General features: G+C 42.0%; 13 protein-coding genes. 8 read left to right on the forward strand and 5 right to left on the reverse strand.

Annotation, left to right across the window (positions count from 1 at the left end; genetic code table 11):
• Positions 1–194: 194 nt before the first annotated feature.
• The 4 genes from L2747_RS12550 (at position 195) to L2747_RS12565 (ending at position 6177) form a co-directional block, all read left to right on the forward strand.
• Entirely contained in the window at positions 195–2264 is a 2070-nt protein-coding gene (locus L2747_RS12550) for a M13 family metallopeptidase (protein ID WP_248999365.1), read from the forward strand.
• Positions 2265–2531: 267 nt separating this feature from the next.
• On the forward strand, positions 2532–3389 hold the full coding sequence (gene yghU / locus L2747_RS12555; RefSeq protein ID WP_248999366.1) for a glutathione-dependent disulfide-bond oxidoreductase: 858 nt from the start codon (positions 2532–2534) through the stop codon (positions 3387–3389).
• Positions 3390–3616: 227 nt separating this feature from the next.
• Positions 3617–5104, forward strand: a complete 1488-nt coding sequence (locus L2747_RS12560) for a GIY-YIG nuclease family protein (RefSeq protein ID WP_248999367.1) — start codon at positions 3617–3619, stop codon at positions 5102–5104.
• Positions 5101–6177: a hypothetical protein gene (locus L2747_RS12565; protein ID WP_248999368.1), complete on the forward strand. Its 1077-nt coding sequence runs from the start codon at positions 5101–5103 to the stop codon at positions 6175–6177. The genes L2747_RS12560 and L2747_RS12565 overlap by 4 nt, the downstream gene beginning before the upstream one ends.
• Positions 6178–6265: 88 nt before the next feature.
• Here the strand turns inward: L2747_RS12565 and L2747_RS12570 are convergent, their stop codons facing one another.
• The 4 genes from L2747_RS12570 to L2747_RS12585 all read right to left on the reverse strand — a co-directional run bounded on the left by L2747_RS12570 (position 6266) and on the right by L2747_RS12585 (position 11982).
• The gene (locus L2747_RS12570) at positions 6266–6751 is read right to left on the reverse strand and encodes a cupin domain-containing protein (protein WP_248999369.1); all 486 of its coding nucleotides are present in this window, start codon (positions 6749–6751) and stop codon (positions 6266–6268) included.
• Between the two features lie 244 nt (positions 6752–6995).
• Complete coding sequence (locus tag L2747_RS12575) at positions 6996–10646, reverse strand: Ig-like domain-containing protein (protein WP_248999370.1); 3651 nt, start codon at positions 10644–10646, stop codon at positions 6996–6998.
• A 1-nt stretch (position 10647) separates the two neighbouring features.
• Entirely contained in the window at positions 10648–11235 is a 588-nt protein-coding gene (locus L2747_RS12580; protein WP_248999371.1) for a hypothetical protein, read from the reverse strand.
• Between the two features lie 498 nt (positions 11236–11733).
• On the reverse strand, positions 11734–11982 hold the full coding sequence (locus L2747_RS12585) for a hypothetical protein (RefSeq protein WP_248999372.1): 249 nt from the start codon (positions 11980–11982) through the stop codon (positions 11734–11736).
• Positions 11983–12250: 268 nt separating this feature from the next.
• Between L2747_RS12585 and guaD the strand changes: the two genes are divergently transcribed.
• Both guaD and exeM read left to right on the forward strand, forming a co-directional pair.
• Positions 12251–13615, forward strand: coding sequence for a guanine deaminase (gene guaD / locus L2747_RS12590; RefSeq protein WP_248999373.1), 1365 nt, complete (start codon positions 12251–12253; stop codon positions 13613–13615).
• Between the two features lie 535 nt (positions 13616–14150).
• Complete coding sequence (gene exeM, locus L2747_RS12595; protein WP_248999374.1) at positions 14151–16808, forward strand: extracellular exonuclease ExeM; 2658 nt, start codon at positions 14151–14153, stop codon at positions 16806–16808.
• Positions 16809–16896: 88 nt separating this feature from the next.
• On the opposite strand, the gene L2747_RS12600 is transcribed toward exeM, so the two are convergent.
• Positions 16897–18195 carry an NCS2 family permease gene (locus L2747_RS12600; protein ID WP_248999423.1) on the reverse strand — a complete coding sequence of 433 codons (1299 nt, stop codon included), beginning with the start codon at positions 18193–18195 and terminating at the stop codon, positions 16897–16899.
• Between the two features lie 484 nt (positions 18196–18679).
• Here L2747_RS12600 and L2747_RS12605 point away from each other — a divergent pair, with 484 nt between their 5' ends.
• Both L2747_RS12605 and gltS read left to right on the forward strand, forming a co-directional pair.
• Positions 18680–19432 (forward strand): sporulation protein, encoded by a 753-nt coding sequence (locus tag L2747_RS12605; protein ID WP_248999375.1) that lies wholly within the window; start codon positions 18680–18682, stop codon positions 19430–19432.
• Positions 19433–19852: 420 nt separating this feature from the next.
• Positions 19853–21076 (forward strand): sodium/glutamate symporter, encoded by a 1224-nt coding sequence (gene gltS, locus L2747_RS12610; protein ID WP_248999376.1) that lies wholly within the window; start codon positions 19853–19855, stop codon positions 21074–21076.
• The last annotated feature ends 1 nt before the right edge of the window (position 21077 follow it).

Consider the following 21077-nt stretch of genomic DNA (forward strand, 5'->3'; position numbering starts at 1 on the left):
CAGCCAATTGGCTGCTATTTTTTTAGATCTTATTCCTCATGACCAACAAACAAACCTGTTAACAATTCATTAGTTGACATTTTATGCCAATCCTAGAAGATAACTGAGTTAAAACTCATGATATGCTGGGTTGAAAATCATAATAAAAACCGTTAAAAAAACGATAAAAGATTGACAAGGAAGAAAGGATAAAAATGAAAAAGTCATTAATAGCGATTGCTCTAGCAACCACATTTTTAGCGGGTTGTGGCGCATCAGATGTAAACAACGAAGCCAAAAATGAAGTCACTAAAGTGGCTACAACTAAAGCGGAACTAGGTAGTTTTGGCGTTGATTTAACTGCACGAAATGAAGCCGTAAAACCTGGTGATGATTTCTTTATGTATGCCAGCGGCACTTGGTATGACAACTACGTTATGCCTGCTGATAAGACTCGTTTTGGCGCATTTACCGGCCTTGCTGAGCGCAGTGAAAAGCAAGTTAAAGAAATTATTGACGACATCGCTAGCCGCAGCGACCTAAATGCTGAAGAGCAGCTCATCGCTGATTTTTATCAAGCTTACATGGACACAGATACCATCAATAAACTGGGTATCACGCCAATTCAAGGCACACTTGATCAAATCAATGCGATTAAATCAACTGATGACTTAACTAAAGTCTTCGGTGCATCTTGGTTAACTGGCGCAAGCTCACCAATTGCTGGCGGCATGTGGTTTAACCGTTTAGACCCTAACCAGTATGAAATGTCGATTGGTGCCAGCGGCCTAGGTTTACCAGATCGTTCTTACTACCTTGAAGATGCTGAGCGCTTTGTCAAAATCCGTGAAGCCTATGTTAGTCATATTGCTGAAATGCTCGCTTTTGCCGGTATTAAAGATGGCCAAGCTCGCGCCGAGGCAATTCTAGCGTTAGAAACTAAGATGGCTGAAGGCCAATGGCCGCGTGAAAAGCGTCGTAACCGTGACCTAACCCTTAACCAAGTTAAGCGTGCTGATTTAGCAAAAGAGTATCCAGGTTTTGATTGGGACGTATACTTTGCCGAAACTGGCTATCAAGTTCCTCAGCTAAACATCTCTCAGCCAGATCCTGTGAAAGCTATGATTAAATTGGTTAACAATGAATCATTAAAGGTTTGGCAGGACTACCTAACTTTCCACACCGTTAGTAACAACGCAGGCTTGTTGTCTGAAGATATCTACGCTGCTAACTTTGGCTTTTACGGTAAAACGCTAAGTGGTCAGCAAGAGCCGCGCCCTCGCTGGAAACGCGCAATTTCTGAGATGTCAGGTACTCAATCTCTTGGTTTTGCCATTGGTAAAGTCTACGTAGCACGTTACTTCCCTGAGTCATCTAAAAAACAGATGGCAGCACTAGTTGAAAACCTACGTACTGCAATGGGCGAGCGTATTGATGGTCTTGACTGGATGGGCGCTGAAACTAAAGTAAATGCACACGCAAAACTTGCTGCGTTTAATCCGAAAATTGGTTACCCGGATGTATGGCAAGAGTTTGACGGTGTTGAGCTAACCAACAAAGATCTTATCGGTAATATTCAAAACCTACGTCAATTCTTCCAAGCAGATAGTGTTTCTAAAGAGCTTGAAAAGACTGACCGTAATCGTTGGGGTATGACACCGCAACGTGTTAATGCTTACTACAACAGTTCGTTTAACGAGATTGTATTCCCAGCGGCAATTTTGCAACCACCATTCTTCGATCCAAATGCCGATCCAGCCGTTAACTATGGTGGTATTGGTGCGGTAATTGGACATGAAATGGGTCACGGTTTTGATGATCAAGGCTCAAAGTCTGACGCCAACGGTATTCAACGTAACTGGTGGACCGATGCTGACCGCGCAGCATTTGAAGCCAAAGCCGATCAACTTGCCGCCCAGTACAGCAAGTATGAGCCAATCCCAGATAACTTCGTTAACGGCCGTAACAGCCTAGGTGAAAACATTGGCGACGTAGGCGGCCTTTCAATGGCATACCACGCATACAAGCTAAGCCTTAACGGTAAAGAAGCACCTGTGATTGACGGTGTAACTGGCGACCAGCGTTTCTTCCTTGCTTGGGCACAAGTATGGAAAGAAAAGCGCACAGAGCAAAGCATGCTAAACCAGCTACGTGCAGGCACACACGCACCAGGTCGCTACCGTGCACAAGCACCACGTAACCACGACGCTTGGTACAAAGCGTTTGACGTTAAACCAGGTGATGAACTGTATCTTCCTGAAGATCAGCGCGTACGTATTTGGTAATACGCAAGCTCTTTTAGCTTAACGTTAAAATGCCAGTCAGTTATCTGACTGGCATTTTTTATAGAAAGCTATTAATTGCTTATTTTATGCTTACTCTTTTATGCAAAAGTCATCTCAATCAGATTAAAGGGTTATATTCATAAAAGTACTTAGGGGTTTTAAAACCACTTTCCGACCCGATATCTATACTGTGAAGCTTGAACAACCAAGCAGGTACGCGATTCAATACAACACGTAATTGCCAGATTAAAACCAATAGGATAAGACATGACAAACCAATACACACCAGCGAAAGTTTGGACCATGGATAATGAAAATGGTGGCCAATGGGCAAGTATCAATCGCCCAGATTCAGGTGCTAGACATGAGGAAACCCTGCCAAGTGGTGAACATCCATTACAGCTGCATTCGCTCGCTACGCCCAATGGTCAAAAGGTCACGATTATGCTGGAAGAGTTGCTCGCAAAAGGTATAACTGCCGCAGAGTATGATGCCTACACCATCAACATCGGCGAAGGCGATCAGTTCGGCTCGGGTTTTGTCGACATTAATCCAAACTCCAAAATCCCTGCCCTGCTTGATACTTCGGCCAATACACCAATCCGCGTATTTGAGTCTGGCAATATCCTTTTATACTTAGCAGAAAAATTTGGCCATTTCTTACCAACAGACATTGCCGCTAAAACGGAAGTCATGAACTGGCTATTTTGGCTACAAGGCTCAGCGCCGTACTTAGGCGGTGGCTTCGGTCACTTCTACGCTTATGCACCAGAGAAGTTCGAATACCCTATTAACCGCTTTACCATGGAAGCTAAACGCCAACTTGATGTGCTCGATAAGCAACTCGCTAACAATGAATATATTGGTGGTGATGAATATAGTATTGCCGATATCGCTATCTGGCCTTGGTATGGCAGCCTAGTGCTGGGCAATTTATATAACGCTGCAGAGTTTTTAGATGTCACGAGCTACAAACACCTACTGCGCTGGGCAAAGCAAGTTGAGCAACGTGAAGCCGTACAACGTGGTCGAATCGTTAATCGCTCATGGGGCGAAGAGTGGGAGCAACTTGAAGAGCGCCACTGCGCTGCCGATATTGATGCGGTGCTTAACAAAAAAACTTAGTGTCCGGCGATCCAAAATGCATAACGCCAGTCTTTGACTGGCGTTATGCTTTAAAAGTAACCATTTGATACTAATCGATACTTTTGTGAGACCCAAACCAAACTTCTTCACTTCTGCATATGATAATTTACTTACCGTTGCCAATATAAATGTGAAATAAACCCTTTGCATTTAATAAGTAACTCGCCTGAATAAAAACCGTTTATGAACATCAAAAGGATGGATGTGTGACCACAGCTAATACAGCCGAAGTAACTCACAGCTTTTCCCCCCTCACCAACGCTATTGTTGATAAAGCTATTGATAACGTTACTCGAAAACTTGTGGGCGGAGTAAGAAACAAAAACAACTCCCAAGCTGGCAGTAAGCACCCAAGTGTAAAAATAACAATCGAGGATACACTCGCTGCCACATCAGCAAAAGATGTCATGGAAGTGGCTAATAGAGGTGTCGATTGGAAAGAGATGATTAGCAAAAGCTTATCTCATGGCATTTCATCACTTTCTAGCATGCAATACGATGGTCAATTCACAGTAAAAGATGGTATTGCCGAAGGATTACACCAAGTGCCGGGGAAGCCAGGGGTTTATGTCGTATTCGATAAAACCAATACGCCCGTTTATGTTGGTGACAGTGCGAATATTCGTAGCCGCTGGCATGCTGGTCACCTGAATGAAAACCGCCAAAAACTCAGCAATGGCGAGCAATATAAATTATCAGATCAGCTTACAGAAGGTTGTGTAGTTAAGTTTATCTCATGTGAGTCAAAAGAAACTGCTGCAGCGATTGAAGCGCACCTTATCAAAGAGGCACAACCAAGTGTTAACGCCCGCGAAGAGCTACTTAACCAACAAGGTACTCGCTCCAATATTGAAGCAAAGAAAATGAAAGATGCTTCTGGTAGCACAGCAAGCCTTACTGCAGGTGCAGCTAAAGCCGCAGCAGAAAATGTCGGCTGGAATATATTAGAAACTCTAGTCTCCACTTGTATTAAAGCTTTAAAAGATGAGTTAGTTGATATTGTTTCTGGCGGAAAAACTAAACTTAAAGATCGTATAAAGCGTCTATTTAATAAGATCTGGTCTGTTATTGCCAATATCCTGAAAAATCCTGGATCTATACTAAAAGGGATTTTTGAATTTATTGTTAACGCCTTTTCAAGTGCCATTCGCAAAATTTATCAATTAGCTCGCAACATTTACGACTTAGGTTACGCGGCGTGGCAGTTGTATAAAGGCCAAAAAACAATGGGCAAGGCCGAGCTTGTCGCAAAAATATCTGAAACTATCATTACCAGTGGCTGCTTAGTGATTTGGGATGCACTCGATCCTATCATTGAGGCAAATCTGACCGCACTCATACCGCCTATCGCACCATTTGCCCCCTATTTTGCAGCAACGATAGCCGCAATTGGATTTGGTGTGTCTAGCCATTACTTATCGGGTTTTGTGCCACAAATTGTCGAAAAAATTGTTAACTTCAACCCGATGCAACAACAATCGCTTGCTCAACAAAGAAGCGCCTGTGAGCAGCTGGTGATTAATGCAGAAAAAGAGTTAATTATGATTAATGGCCTTGAAGATTACATGCGCTCATCCCAAGAGCTATTACTCGACTTATCTGCACAAACTAAACAACTTGAGCAACATCAAGCCATCGAGCATTTCAGTATAGAAGACAGATTAAATAGCATTTCCTTAGGAGCAAAAGCGTGACATTAGTAAAAGCCAAACAAGAGCTTATTGAAAGACAAGAATACCAAGTCTTCTTTCAGGACTTTGAAAGCAACCTAACTAAGCTAACAGCAGCATTAAAAACGACTAAAGATGTGCAAAAGCTTGCCACTGAAATCAATAAAAAAGGATTTTGGAGTAATGCTTTTGGTAGTATTTCAGGCCGTAACGATAAAGATCTTGCCGCTATGGTTGAAAATCTTGGCGCAAGTTTAGAAGTCACCCAAAATATTCTAACTATCGTGCTTAAAGTACAAAATATTAAAAATGGATTTTTAAAAGATTTCCATGAAGCCTTAGTAGAAAAAATAGTAAAGCTAACCAAAGACGATAAAACATTAGACAGCAACCAAAAAGAAGCGGCACTTGCAATTGTCACCAAAATTGAGCAGCAAGTAAGCTATCAACTAGCGCAGTCTCAACAAATCGAAAATCATGAGCGTAAACTGATAGAGCTCGATGATTTTGTTGAAGTGAAAGATATTATCGACTCTGAGCAAAGCGCCAAAATTGCCCATCTAGATAAGACTTCACAACAGATTATTCAAGGTGCAGATACTCGCCAACAGTTGATCAATGAACTGCAACAAAAAAGCGAAGCTAAACGTAAAAAGGATTTGTCCCAAGATGTAGAGATCAGCCAGTTGTCAAAAATGGCTCACTCTCTGAAAGATGATAACGAAGCTAAAAGCCTAAAAGATACCTCTCAAGACAGTGCTATTGAAATGCTAAGCCAGCAAAAGGCTGAGCTAAAGCAACAACACCTGCAAACAAGTGCACAACTACAGACGCAAAAAGAAGAACTTGTCGAACTAAATCAAATAGTCGAAACATTGTCGGAGCAACTATCAAACAATGAGCTCCGCACCACAGAGCTAACTCATAACTTAGAAAAAACAGCAAAACTATTAACGCAAACTCAACAACAACACACTGACTATGTCGCAGAGCAAGGAAAGCTATCTCAACGTTTAGCGAGAAACCTAATCCCCGTAGCAGCTTTGCTTGCCAGTGCAATCGCTATTTTCTTGATCCTGCAACCGCTGCAGTTTTAGCTTATCTTTTGTTGCAGTTCTTTTGTTGCAGTAAAACAATAAAAAGGCGCTAAAAACTGTTTATTAGCGCCTTTTAAATATTTATTTACTAGCTCCCCACACCACAGCGACTTAGTCGCTTAATAATCTCTTCATGTTGTGGGTAGTCATTTAATAATGTTTCTTGGCTAAATAACTCAAAGTCATCAAAGGTAAAACCGGGTGACACCATACAACCCACTAAAGAAAAGCCCGGCTTGTTCATTGCAGAGCCAAATATACAGCCTTTAGGCACTAAAAATTGTGGCCGCTCACCAGCTGCTAAATCAAGGCCAAGCTGCGCAGTGGTAAGCACGCCTTGTTCATCAATCATATAAATCGTCAATGACTCTCCAGCGTGGAAGTACCACATTTCATCAGCAGTTAAGCGGTGAAAGTTCGACACCTCATTTGTGCGCAATAAGAAGTAAATGCTGGTCCAAAGTGCACGACTGTCGCCAAAGTTTTGCTCTGAGCGATAAGATGAGCGGAAGTAACCGCCTTCGACATGTTGTTCTAACTCAAGGTGTTCAATAAAGTATTCAGCGGTTTGCATTGCAATGACCTTTATGCCGTTAGTCGACTTAATTTATGTAGGGAATAATAAAGCGCAGATTCTACGGCAAACTCACGTCCGTTAATGCGACAGCGCTTAAATAATTAATCCCGTAGTCACAGGGTAAGCGCCTCATCCAGCAATCATAAGATCGTTAAGAAAGTAAAATGGATTGTGAGCAGTAAAGTAAAAAGCCAGAGCTATTCGCCCTGGCTTTAAGAGGTATAATTAACTACCCAATCGATTACTTGTTACGGCGTCTAAAGAAAACAAGCGGCGTCAACAATAAAACTAACCATGACATACTACCGCCTGATGAACCACCAGACTCAGGCTTAACAGGTGGTTGAGGCGCGCTACCCTCACCGTTTATGGTTACAGTAACCTGCGCACTAACCTCCTCATCACCATCTGAAACAGCATAGCTAAATGTTTCTGTCGCAGTTTGGCCGTCATACAAATCATTAAATTGACCGTTAGGGCTATAGGTAACAGTGCCATCACTATTATTGACTACGCTTCCTTTAATTGAGACGCTATCAATCGCTGTAACAGTCAACTTATCACCATCAATATCGGTATCGTTACCAATCACATCAATAGACACATCTGCTGATTTCCCTGTCTCAGCAGTGTCAGCCTGAGCTTCTGGAGCTGTATTGGTTCCAACAACCGTAATTGTTACACCTGCAGTACTTACAGCACCTAACTCATCAACAATCGAATAGGTAAATGATTCAGTTTCCATTTCATCTCGAGTTAACTCTGCAAACTGACCATTTGGATCATAACTGAAACTGCCATCACCATTGTCGGTCAATGTACCTTTTAATGATTGCTGGAATCCGCTTAAAGTGATGCTATGACCATCAGCATCACTGTCGTTACTCAGTGGTGTGAATGTTACGGTTTGATCTTCTGCAACAGTTACCATATCGGCATTAGCCGTTGGAGTCGTATTGATCTTAACCGTAATATCTATTTGCCCAGCAACAAAAGCACCTTTGTTATCTGTCACTAAGTAAGTGAAGCTATCAACAATACTTGAACCCTCAACTTCATTATTAAATGCAGTCCCCGGATCATAGGTTAGCGTATCGCCATTCAAGCCCACAGATCCTCTCAGCCCTGAAGTATCAAGACTTTCGATAACTAAGGCGTCACCATCTGCATCAGTGTCATTAAGTAACGGAGATACATTAACGGTTTGCCCAACCCAAACTGAAGCAGCGTCTGTATTCACTACCGGTGCATTATTTGGCGGTACGTCAGTATTCAATGGCTCACCCGCACTAATACGGTACCCTCCAAACGATGCTGCCGTATCTTCATGTTTTACTTCAATAAAGATACTAGAGTCTAGATCTGCAGCAGCGATCTTATAGAACAAATAGTCAGTAGCCGAGGGGTCAGTTGCTACAGTGATATTTTCAACTATTTTGGTCGTTTCATCCGCTTTATAGATAGTCAATTGTGGCAACATATCTAAACTTAAGTCAGAAACCCGAACGACTAAATCCTGCGTATTATCAACATTGGCAACCTGATACATATCAATATCGGCAGCATTATCTATAGCACCATCTATACCTGTATTGTCAGCCGCTAAATCAACAGCCCCTTGGAAAGTGTCATTATTATCAGAGTAAGGTACATCAGTCACCACCAGCGAGGTCTTAGCAATACGAACAAAGTTCTCATCAATCGTCGGTAAGGCTTCTTGTACTGGTTCTGAACCATCAATCGCAGGTGTGAGTAAACCTGTACTAGTATATTGAGCTGTGTTATTTGAGTTATCAACCTTCACTTCAACTTGATAAATACCGTTGGCTGCATAAGGCGCAATCGCGGAATAAATACCGTCTCCAGCAACCGCATCGCCATTTAAACCATCATCTAACATTGGCAAGTCAGACAGTCCATTATAAGGCGAGGTAATAGTCGCAACGACATTAGCACCAGTAATCAGCTTATCTTTAGTTAAAGCCGTAGTTAAAATCATTGGGCTTGGATACGCTATAGAGTTACCCGTAAATCCTTCAACAGAAACGGTATAACTTCCCTCTAAACTAGGCTCTGCAATGACGTTAACGCTTGCATCAACATCGTAAGCTGTTGGGCTGTTTACCATCTCAAGTTGCCACTCTCCATGTCCAGCCATTGTGATAACGCTGCTCGGCACATTGACATTACAAGACTGAGTGTAACTCACTTGATTACAATCAAATGTCACCCCTGTAACCACTTCACCTTGGGGATCTTTTAGATTAAAAGTTAAATCGTTAGCATTGCCATCATGGTTCACAAAAATACTGATATTGTCTAAACCTGAGTCAATAGCAATGCTTTCTATTACAGTGCTACCGCTAGTAATCCCTTTAGAAGACGAAATAATATTCTGATTATCGGTAGCAATTGCGTTTGCCTGCAAAAATGCATCGGTAATTTCAGCTAACGTAGTTGGTGACGAGAAATATTTACCACCAGTCGAATTAGCTAAAGTGAGGAGTGGCCCCGTTGGCGAGGCGGAGCCATAGCCAAAGCTAAAGATTGGTACGTTTGCATTTTGATATGCACCGATAACGCTTGCTTCTGTATTACTTGAGCTATTGTCATCGCCATCAGCCAATACAAATACAACACCTGGAGCGCCACTACCTGAGTTAGTTTGATAAGTTTCAAGATTATCAAGCGCTAACTGACTGCCGTCATAAAGGGCTGTCCAACCACTAGCACGAATAGCATCAATACTATTTTTTAAGGCAGGCTTTACACTTGTGTCACCATCTGGGATTTTTTGAACAGCAAAATCTTGTGTGGCTGCATTAGAAAACGATACCAAGCCGATTCCAGTCGAGCCCTCTGCCACTGCATCAACAAGCGTTCTCGCTGCTTGCTTAGCATTGATAATTGCCGAACCTGCCATACTACCTGAACGATCGATAACAACCTGCATATCAATGTCACCTTCAACCCAGACATAGCTGAGCTGATCGCGACAGGTAGCCTGCAAGCTTGGTAATTCCTCTTTAACAGGCGATGCGGCATCTGGAGCATTAGCCGCTAAAGTCGTAAATCGAGTTCGATTAGGCTGAGCAGTTTTACGGCCTGATTTAGGGTCATTACTGGTGTCTTGCAACATCACTTCCCAAGCGCTTTTGCCGTATACTCGCCCTTGCGCAGTCCGTGCAACATCACCAATATTGCTCAATGTTGAATGGTTAAGCCATTTCATATCGCCATTTTTAGCTTGCCATTGGTTGCTCATAATCGAATCAGTAGCGACATCAGTGCTTACAGGGCTACTGCTGCTGCCTGAAGCTGAGTTGCCCTTATATTCATCAAACACACCATAAGCATAGTGCCCCCATTCATGAGCTAACGTATAACCTGATCCAATTGGATCTTGTAGCATGTCATGATCATTTCCAAGGCCAGCCCCATTAGGGAACACATCGCCAAACCAAATATGCATACCATTAGCGCCAAAACCGGAAGCGTTAGCGCGAGGCCACTCCCTCTCCCCCCAGATAATATCTGACTTTGAACGGTGCTTGTTCTGCCTAAATATACTGACCTTACCTAACTTATGCTCACCGTTTGATTGCTCACAAATACCATCAGCAAAATGGCCTAAGATTTCTTCATACTTCTGCTGCTCAGCTCCTTCTGGGTTATTATGCAGAGAAATAGTGATATCAAATACGGCTTTTGTTGAGTCGTTAACGCTTGCTTGAGTTGTTTGTAACTGCGCCGCTGGCACTATCTTCTTGACGTAATCCACAGATTGCGTATTGACACGTGAAAGCCAACTATTTGCGGCCATAGCTGATGTTGAACCTAAAGCTAGGCCTATACATAAAGCGCTTTTACTCAAACTAAACTGCTGTTTCATTCTATATCCTTTTAGAAAGTAACAATAATTGAAAGGTATGATCTCCTTCACTCACAATTAGCTGTTTGTTACGTTGAATCTCCAACGCAAGCTCAGGAAATTGAGCACGAAATCGAGTTAATGAAGTAAATTGAAATAAGCGATTAAAAAGCTGATCACCGAGCAAAATGAAATCCGCTGGAAAATCAGAGTGAATTTTCAAAACCATTACACCTGGTTCAAACGATAAAACCTTGTTTACTTTTGCTAAAACAGGAAAGTCAACTGAACTCACGTTGCAATAGTTTACTTGCTGTCCTGTAACTTGATAGTGATATGCCACGCCTAAGTTGGCATTGTTAGTGACGTCATTATCAAGGCAGGGGACATTGAGTGGGGCGAGCACAACCGATTGATGCGACAAAACAAACTGTTCAGAATCGAAATAAATTAACTCTGAAAAATGATTATCTCGCTCAATTATAATTTGTGTTGTGTAATAACGTTTTATGTCTAAAGGTGAATTATACAGATACACTACTTTCGCAAATGCTGAACTGCATAAAGCCAAGCTCAAACAACATAAAACGGCAACAAATACTTTACTCATCCCTGAAAGCTCACAAAATCATGCTACGCACAAAATGATAACAAACATAAAAGCTTTTTAACAACCCAAAAAATTAAACCTATTCAAAAATCACTCTAAGCGGCTGTATTTGTTAAAAGTAAAATCCTCCCTAGCCCCACTCAATAAAGCTAGAGTAAATATTGAAACATAAGAAGTAGATGAGAAAATCAGTTTTTTTGGCCAAAAAAGCCAAAAAATCAAGAATAAACCTATATTTTTAGCCAGTTGACACTACAAATCATACAAAGCGATAGAATTTGCTAAATGCCAATTAATAGCCACACAGAAATACTGTTTTTAAGTAAAAAATAACCACTTTAAAAATAACTACTTTAAGCTAAACCTAGATTTACGCTGCTTTGAATCAAAACTTAAAACTGTAACTCCCTGCTGCAACACAAAAAAGCCAGCATATAATTTATGCTGGCTCACTGATTGTTTCACGATGAAATGTGTTTACACATTAAAGACTCTCGCTTAATGCTTGCCCATTACGCCGTCACGAACCATCTCTTTTCCATTTTCGTAAACTTCGTCGCTTACCCAGCGTGCATGCAAAAGCTTCTGATCATTATCAAAAACAGCAACAAAATGACGTCCATCAGCTATGTTCGTCGCCATACCAACACCAGCCACCCCTTCAAGACCTATACCACCAGTTTCAACTGAAACTAAAAAGCGACGTAAGTCGTCTAGATTATCGATTACGTTTTGATCGTTATTCATTTTCAAATCTCTTTTACTTAGCTTTGCATAGCTCATCAATTACCCATGCATTTTATGGGGCGTACTTTACAGATCATAGCCAAAAATTGACAGCCTGTCTTACAAAGAACAAAACCTCTATTTGATGATTGAGCTGTTAAATTCAGCAATGACTTATTTAGTCTATTAGCCAGTTCACAAATAACAGTTAATTTTATTAATTTTCAATGTGCTCATGTAATACTCCCGCGGCATAGACCCTACATATAAATAAGATGGATGCACCAAGATGTCTGAGATTAAATTTGCAGTCCTAGGACAATACTTTCATTGCCCAACCAAAGGTGATTTTGAGTATGCACCAAAGGCATTAATTCAAGTTAATAGCCAAGGCAATATCGCTTCTGTGTTGACCGAAACTAATGCCGATTTCCAAACCCAAGTCAGCATATTGTCCAGCAGCAATCAGCTAATTGAACTTTCTTCAACTCAATACTTAATGCCTGGCATGGTTGATTTGCACGTGCATGCGCCGCAATTTCCTCAAGCGGGTAAAGGCCTAGACTTACCGCTTTACGATTGGCTACAAGATTATACTTTCCCATTAGAAGCCAAATTTTCCGATATGGATTTTACTAAGCAGATCTATCCAAGCCTAGTAAAGTCACTGCTTGCTAACGGCACTACTAGCGCGGTGTATTTTGCCACTATTCATAAAGACAGCTCTGTTGAGCTAGCTCGCGAATGTTTAAAGCAAGGCCAACGTGGCTTTGTCGGTAAAGTGAATATGGATGAGGCAAGCCAGTGTCCACCATTTTATATTGAAGCTTCTACTGCAGATGCTCTGGTTGAAACTGAAGATTTCATCCAACAAGTATTGGCGCTTGAAGGTAATGAGCAACAATTAGTCTCGCCAGTATTAACCCCACGCTTTGTACCAAGTTGCACCAGTGAGATGCTACAAGGTCTAGGTGAGCTTGCTCAAAAATACCAATGTCACGTACAAACCCATTGCTCTGAAAGCGACTGGGCGCGTGACTATAGTCAGAAAATGTATGGCAAAACCGACGCCGAGATCTATCGTGATTATGGTTTAATGACCAACAAAACGATTCTTGCGCACTCGATTTTCTTAACCCCAGCCGATCACGCTATCATTAAAGAAAGCGGTGCAAGTATTGCGCATTGCCCGTTATCAAACATGTATTTTGCCAACGCTGCAATGCAAACCCGTGAAATTCTGGATAACGACCTAAAATGCGGACTTGGTAGTGACTTAGCTGGTGCACCAATCCCATCAATCTTTCACACTTGCCTTGATGCGGTTAATCATTCACGGGTTCGTGAAGATGGCACGTCAACTTACTTACCAGCCGATACTCGTGGCGAAGGTGGCAGTCGTATCTCATTTTTAGAGTCTTACTGGATGGCGACCGTTGGCGGTGGACAAGCGATTGATGCTAAAGTGGGTTTGTTCCAGCCAGGGTTTGAGTTTGACGCCTTGGTGGTTGATATAGCAGTTGCGGACAGCAATATCTTTATTATTGATGAGATGGACAGCCCTAAGGATAAGCTAGAGAAAATCATTACCCTCAATAACCGTCAAAACATCTGTAAGGTGTGGGTTAAAGGGCAAATGGTCATCAATAAGTAATATCTAGATTGATGATGGGAGCGCTCTTCATTCTTAACGGTATTGGGCCTGTCTTAGGTCCAATACTGCTATTTCAAAAATAACCATCACTCTCCAGTTTTAAGTAAAGCCAGCAGAAATGCCTTACTCTGCCTCTCACCTAATTTTATTTGATAAACAATCTCTATTTTTACCCTTAAATTAATAACGACGGTTCATTTAATCAAATTAAAAAACCAGCTATATAGTAAACATAAAAGTAGCTAAAATCTTAGTTCATAACACCAAAAAAACAATCAAAAGCAATCCAATACACCAACAAAGTAAAACCCTAGCAAAATTTAACCCCGCAAAACACGGTGAGCCAAAAATCTATAAAAACCCTGACTCTGATTAAATAAGATCAAACGCACACTTATTAACCACAAAAAGAAAACTAAGCGTTCGCAAATAAGAAATGTGACATAGATCACAAATACCAAGTTATCAGTCTGTAACAATCCTCGCGCACGTTAACAAGAATTAACGGCTACATAATAAAAACGGGGTTGAATACATGGAAAAAGTTACAAAAGTGTCAGCGTTGGCGCTAGCAATCACTGCTGCATTACCTATGACTGCACAAGCCGATATTATGATAAGTGAATATGTAGAAGGCTCTGGCTTTAGTAAAGCCATCGAGATCTACAATTCAGGTACAGCAAGCGTAGACTTGTCAGATTACACCTTAGCCTATTACTCAAAAGGCGATGCCACAGCTAAAACTATTCTAAATTTAAGCGGAAACCTTGCTGCTGGTTCGGTGAAAGTGATCACCAATAACCATGCCGATAACACCATAGAATTAGATGCTGCAATTGACTCCGTCAGTGCGGCAATTTACTTCAATGGCGATGATAAAGTTGCCATCCTAAAAGGAACTGAGCAAGTCGATCTGTTTGGTGAAATCGGCACAACTGGTGACTGGGCAAAAGATGTTACCGTTGAGCGTAATGCTAATGTGACCGCAGCTAACAGCACTTATCAAGCTAGCGAGTGGACGGTTAAGTCAAAGAACCTCTTTAGCGGACTCGGTGCACGCAATGGTAATTTTGCAGGTGGCGATATTCCTGTAGAGCCAAGCTTTAGCTGCCTTGGTGAAACCATTACCCCAATCTACGATGTGCAAGGCGTTGGTCGTATTAGCCCACTGATCGAATCAGGTAAGTTTGAGTCAAATGAAGAAGTGACTATTAGTGGTGTGGTGACTGCTCGTGGTGAAAGCCTGTTTAAAGGTTTTTATCTACAAGAGATCAATGGGGATAACTCACCTTACACCTCTGACGGTGTATTTGTTTATTTAGGTGAAGCTCCAAGTGAAGCTATTCAGCCTGGCACTCAAGTGTGTGTTAAGGGCAAAGTTAAAGATTTCTATGGCCTGACTCAAATCGATATTAAAGCAGACAAAAAGTTTGTGATTGGCGAAAAAACTGACGTGCCAGCACCAGAAGCTTTTTACGTTGCTGATGGCGAGTCATTTGAGGATGCGCTAAACCGCTACGAAGGTATGCAAATTGTGCTTGATGCGGGTAGCGATATGAAAGTTACGCGTACTTTCAGCTATGACTATGCAGCAAGAAGAAACAATATGGTGCTTTCTCATAAAACACCATTGATGAAGCCTACACAGGTTTATGCCCCTCATTCAGATAAAGCGACAGCATTACAGGCAGCAAATCGTGGTAATGAGCTGTATATAGAATCTGACTTTAAAGCTAAAAATGGTGAGGTGCCTTACTTCCCAACATTCAATGCAGAAACAGGCTATATTCGTGTTGGTGATCAAATGACCAATATGACAGGCGTTGTTAGCTACAGCTATGGTGAGCCGCGTTTAGTCGTGACGAATGAAATTACTGCCGGTGACTTTATTCGCATTAATGATCGTACAAACGCTCCTGAAGTTGCCAGTCAGGGAGACATTCGCGTTGCTAGCTTTAACGTCCTAAACCTGTTCACCAGCGATAGCGATATTGGCGGTCCATTAAACCCAACTTGTAAAGATCAAGCTGATGCAGATGCAAGCCGTGGGTGTGGTCGTGGTGCACACTCATTAGAAGACTATCAGCTACAAAGAGCTAAAATCGTTAATGCTATTACCGAAATGAATGCCGATATCATAGGCTTAATGGAGATTGAAAATAACGGGTTTAGTGAGCATAGCTCAATTCAATACCTGCTCGATGCCTTAAACGCTGAAATGCCAGCAGAAGATGCCTATTCCTTTATTGAAGCTACTGATGCCGATAAGTATAAAGGTGAGTTCATTGGTGGTGATGCGATTGCAGTGGGTATTTTATATCGTTCAAGCAAGGTAACCCCAAGCGGTGATGCCTTTATCGTTGCAACACCAGAGCAACACGCAACTGAAGGTGTTGCTAGCCGTGATAATAATGGCACATTGGAGTACAGCCCTGCTTACGATAAGTTCCAGCGTCATAGCTTAGGACAAACTTTCCAAATCAATAATGAAAAACTTACCGTTGTGGTTAATCACCTTAAGTCAAAAGGTTCAGGCTGTTTAGAAGACTGGTTAGAGTTTTCAGAAAGCAAAGATCCTGCTGATCTGCAAGGTAAGTGTAATGAGTTCCGGGTTTCAGCAGCCAAAGTACTTGGCGAGTCTCTAAAAACTGTAGAGGGTGGTTTGCTTGTCATTGGTGACATGAACTCTTACGGCATGGAAGATCCCATCGCTGTATTAACCGATTACGATGCAGCAACAGCAAATCGTGAAATAGTGAGCGCAGCTTGGACCACACTAAATGGTGACGTATATGAACGTCAAGGTAGCAAGATTGATAAAGGCTATGGTCTTATCAACTTAAACACTCAAGCCCACGGCACTGCAACATTTGGCTATAGCTATAGTGGTGAGCTAGGTAACCTAGACCATGCACTAGCTAACAAATTAGTTGCCGATAAACTGGTAGCAATTGAAGACTGGAACATCAATTCAGTTGAATCTAGCCTGTTTGAATACCCAAGCAAATATTCAGGTGATCTAGAGAAGTCTGACAATGCATTTAGTTCATCGGATCACGACCCTGTGATTATTGCACTAAGTTACCCAGCACCTAAACCTGAGCCAGAGGTAAAACCTAAAAATGACGGTGGTTCATTGGGTTACTTTGGCCTAATGTTACTTGGTCTGCTAGGACTTAGACGTACACGTTAATCCAGTAAAGCAATACTAAAAAAGGCTCAGCGGAGTAATCCGCTGAGCCTTTTTATTTTGCTAAACATCAATGCATTAAGTATTGAAATTAATGACCATCAACAAAAGCAAATTTGATGATAAACAGCAGTGCCACTAATGCTACACCAGGGTGGATTTCACGCCAGCGATTGGTGCCAACTTTTAGCACGCAGTAAGTAATAAAACCTGCTGCTACGCCTTCAGTTATCGAGAAGGTAAACGGCATCATCACTGCGGTAATAAAAGCTGGAGCCGACTCAGTTAAGTCTTTACCATCAATTTTAGCGAGTTCTGATGACATCAAAATGCCCACATAAACCAGTGCGCCAGCAACTGCGTAACCCGGTACCATTGCAGCTAATGGCGAGAAGAAAATCACCAAAATAAACAAAAGGCCAGCAACAATCGCAGTTAAGCCTGTACGTCCACCAGCAGCAACACCTGCCGAGCTTTCAATGTAAGCCGTAACGGTTGAGGTGCCCATGTAAGCGCCAACAACTGATGTCGCAGAGTCTGTCATCAAGGCTTGTTTCATACGTGGGAAACGGCCGCGTTTATCGGTAAAGCCACATTTCTCTGTTACGCCAATCATGGTGCCAGAGCTGTCAAATAGGCTTACCAGCGCAAAAGAGAAAATCACTCCCATAAGTGCGACATCAAGTGAACCTGCTAAATCTAACTCACCAAAAGTATTAGCAATACTAGGCGGCATAGACACAATACCAGTGTACTCAATGTCGCCCATTAGAGCTGCAATAGCGGTGACGATTGCAATCGACACTAGTACCGCAGAATGAATACCACGAGAAGCTAAAATTACGATAATAAAGAAGCCTAGTGCACCTAATACACATTCTAGTGAGCTTAAGTCACCCACTGTAATCATGGTTGCAGGGCTTGCGACCACAATACCGGCGTTACTAAAACCGACCATGGCGATAAGTAAACCAATACCACTTGGAATACCAATGCGCAGACATTTTGGGATATTAGTTAAAATCCAAGAGCGGATACCAAGTAGAGACACGATGGCAAAACACACAGCCCCCCAGAAGATGGTACCCATACCTATTTGCCAGCTTACGCCCATCCCCACGACCACAGAGAAGGCGAAAAAGGCATTCAGGCCCATTGCTGGAGCGAGCGCGATAGGTAAGTTAGCAATTAAGCCCATGGCGATACAGCCAATGGCGCTGATCAGACAGGTGACAACAAAAACCGCACTGGCATCCATTCCTGCTGCTGACAAGATTTGTGGATTAACAAAAACGATGTACACCATAGTCATAAAGGTAGTGATACCTGCAATGACCTCAGTCGATACGTTAGTGTTATGGGCTGACAGTTTAAAAAATCGCTCTAACAAACCCGACTTTGCAGGTACTTCGCTAGAGTTTGCTGCCGTATTAGCAGCTTTTACATCGCTGTGCGGTGCATTACTTGGCGTACTCATAACTAGATTATTTCCATCTTAACTTCACTGTTGCCACGGTAAAAGCGACTGTAAAAAAGCCAATTTTCCATTCGCGGCGCGCGCACTTAATCCCCAGAACAGTAGTTCTGAAGATAACGATTAAACAATTTCGATTTAGGTAACGAAAGGGGCGCTATTGTAGAGTAGAGAGAGGGTCAAACATGAGTGATTCACATCACATATTACAGAGTTTTTTAGAGGGGAAATAAGCTTGCTGCGGCGCTTTCGATTATATACTAAAAATATTAGCTGTAACCATTGCACTAACTCTGTTGTAGAAGTCTAACTAACCAGCTAAATACACAGTAGTTATTGAGCTAAACCATGCCTAATGCTAGTGTCAGCCTCAAGCTTGTTTATATCCAAGGACAGATAAATGCTAAAAAAACTTCTCGCCAGTGTCGGCATTGGCAAAGCAACCGTTGATACCATTTTGCTTGATGAACAATTACGTGCCGGTGATAGCTTTGCTATCGAAGTCATCATTAAAGGTGGCGATGTTGAGCAAGAGCTAAACGGTCTAGAATTTGCCATTATGGCCGAAGCCAAAGCCGAGCAAGAAATCGGTGACAATGAAGTTAAATACAACAAAAGTCTCGTACTGCAAAGCTGGCAACCTAGCCTAGATATCACCATACAGCCAGGCGAAACCATCACTCATCAATTTGAGTTAGATCTGCATCCAGAGATCCCTGCTTCCAGTCTATTTGGTCAGCGTATTGCTAAAGTGTGGCTTCAAACCGGCTTAGATATTAAAAATGGCATTGATGGCTCAGATAAAGATCCATTAGTCATAGTGCCTTCAAATACTCAACTTGCGGTATTAGAACTCATTGAAAACAGCGGCTACCGTCTATTTAAGTCTGATATTGAGGTCGGTTACATTAGCGCGCAAAGTTTTAGTTCTCAGCTACCGTGTTATCAAGAGTACGAGTTCAAACCGGAGTCTCGCTCTTTCTTTGGTGCTAAAGAGCTAGAAGTCACTTTTGTTGATAATAGCGCAGAAACTGGCGTACTCATTGAAATCGATAGAGCCTTTTCGGGTGATGGCTATCATAGTGTATCGATTCCGAATCATTGCGACAGTGTTGACACTGTTAGGCCTTATATTGAAAGGCTGCTGAGTTAAACAATTCAGACTGTTTAAAATAGGTAGATAAACAACAAAAGCCAGTATTCCATACTGGCTTTTGTTTTTTTAACTTGTGCAGAAATTCACTTTTACTTAGCCAATAGCTCAAAACAACACAAACTCGCTATTCTCTCCATTTCGAACTGCAAACAGAATATCTGACTAATACTGCGCTACAGCTCACTCCCACACAATAAAAGCTGCTACCAAGATCAAATATAAATAAATATTAATCCAAATCGTTCACTTTACGAGCAACCAGAGATATCCGAGAGATAAATAAGTGTGGCAGTATAAGCCGCCACTAAATAGGCGTAACAACATAAAAAACTATTAAAAACAAATCAATAAAACAAAAAGTCAGTAACAAATTGAAGGTTTTTTTATAACGACTTTATCTATTTTGCTAGGAGTCATATGAATACAGTCTTTACCATTGGCGAGCTCGAATCATTTTTAGTCGCGATTCTTGTGCTATTCATCGGTCACGCGGTTAACCGCTATATTCCAGTATTAAAAAAATACAATATCCCCGAACCCATTGTCGGCGGGTTAATTATTGCTGCCGCGATTACTGTGCTGCATTTTAATAATATTACGATAAACTTTAGCCTATCGATGCAAAACACCCTGATGCTGATGTTTTTCAGCACTGTTGGTCTGGCCGCAAACTATAAGTTGTTGCTAAAAGGCGGTAGCAAGGTCTTCATCTTCTTGGGTGTCGCATCGCTATTTATTATTATTCAAAACATTGTCGGTGTAAGTCTTGCGAGCCTATTAGGACTTGAATCCTTTATGGGCTTAATCGCCGGTTCAATCACTTTATCGGGCGGTCATGGCACCGGCGCTGCTTGGGCAGATACTTTCCAAACCGAATATGGAATTAACACCCTTGAATTCGCAATGGCAGCGGCAACATTTGGCTTAGTCATGGGTGGTATTATTGGTGGCCCGGTTGCCCAGCGCCTTATCAATAAAAACAACTTAGTCTCAAGTTATGGTGTTGGTGGTAACCACCATACCGATCACCCCGATCTAGTAACTTATGATCAGCTAGAAATTGACCGAGTAACCGCTAAAAGCGTACTTGAAGTGCTATTTATTATGCTGCTCTGTGTGGCTGGTGCTAAATGGACTAGCGCACTAATTGAAGCTGTTGGTGCAAGCTGGCTAAAGATGCCAGAATTTGTTTACGCACTGTTTATTGGTGTGATGATTACCAACTGTACAGAGCTGACTCGCAGCTACAAAATTAACAGCGAATGTGTTGATGTGCTGGGTTCGGTATCGCTAGCGCTATTCCTGTCAATGGCGCTAATGAACTTAAAACTATGGGAAATTTTTGACCTTGCTATTCCACTACTCATAATCTTAGTGGTGCAAACGGCAGTACTGGCTTTGTTCGCCTATTTCGTCACATTTAAGATGATGGGCAGTAACTACGATGCAGCAGTCATGGCTGGCGGCCACTGTGGCTTTGGCCTAGGTGCAACACCAACAGCCGTTATGAACATGGGCGCCTTGGTTTCAAGAACAGGTCCATCACCACAAGCCTTTATGGTGGTGCCGATTGTAGGCGCATTCTTCGTTGATATCGTCAACGCGATTATCTTAAAAGGCTTTATGATTTTTGTTGGTTAAT

The organism is Shewanella marinintestina (genome assembly GCF_023283845.1).
Classification (GTDB): Bacteria; Pseudomonadota; Gammaproteobacteria; order Enterobacterales; family Shewanellaceae; genus Shewanella; species Shewanella marinintestina.

Excerpts from the sequence above, each read along its gene's own strand:
- L2747_RS12550 (WP_248999365.1), top strand. The coding sequence starts at position 195 with ATGAAAAAGTCATTAATAGCGATTGCTCTAGCAACCACATTTTTAGCG.
- yghU (WP_248999366.1), top strand. The coding sequence starts at position 2,532 with ATGACAAACCAATACACACCAGCGAAAGTTTGGACCATGGATAATGAA.
- L2747_RS12570 (WP_248999369.1), bottom strand. The coding sequence starts at position 6,751 with ATGCAAACCGCTGAATACTTTATTGAACACCTTGAGTTAGAACAACAT.
- L2747_RS12575 (WP_248999370.1), bottom strand. The coding sequence starts at position 10,646 with ATGAAACAGCAGTTTAGTTTGAGTAAAAGCGCTTTATGTATAGGCCTA.
- L2747_RS12580 (WP_248999371.1), bottom strand. The coding sequence starts at position 11,235 with ATGAGTAAAGTATTTGTTGCCGTTTTATGTTGTTTGAGCTTGGCTTTA.
- L2747_RS12585 (WP_248999372.1), bottom strand. The coding sequence starts at position 11,982 with ATGAATAACGATCAAAACGTAATCGATAATCTAGACGACTTACGTCGC.
- guaD (WP_248999373.1), top strand. The coding sequence starts at position 12,251 with ATGTCTGAGATTAAATTTGCAGTCCTAGGACAATACTTTCATTGCCCA.
- exeM (WP_248999374.1), top strand. The coding sequence starts at position 14,151 with ATGGAAAAAGTTACAAAAGTGTCAGCGTTGGCGCTAGCAATCACTGCT.
- L2747_RS12605 (WP_248999375.1), top strand. The coding sequence starts at position 18,680 with ATGCTAAAAAAACTTCTCGCCAGTGTCGGCATTGGCAAAGCAACCGTT.
- gltS (WP_248999376.1), top strand. The coding sequence starts at position 19,853 with ATGAATACAGTCTTTACCATTGGCGAGCTCGAATCATTTTTAGTCGCG.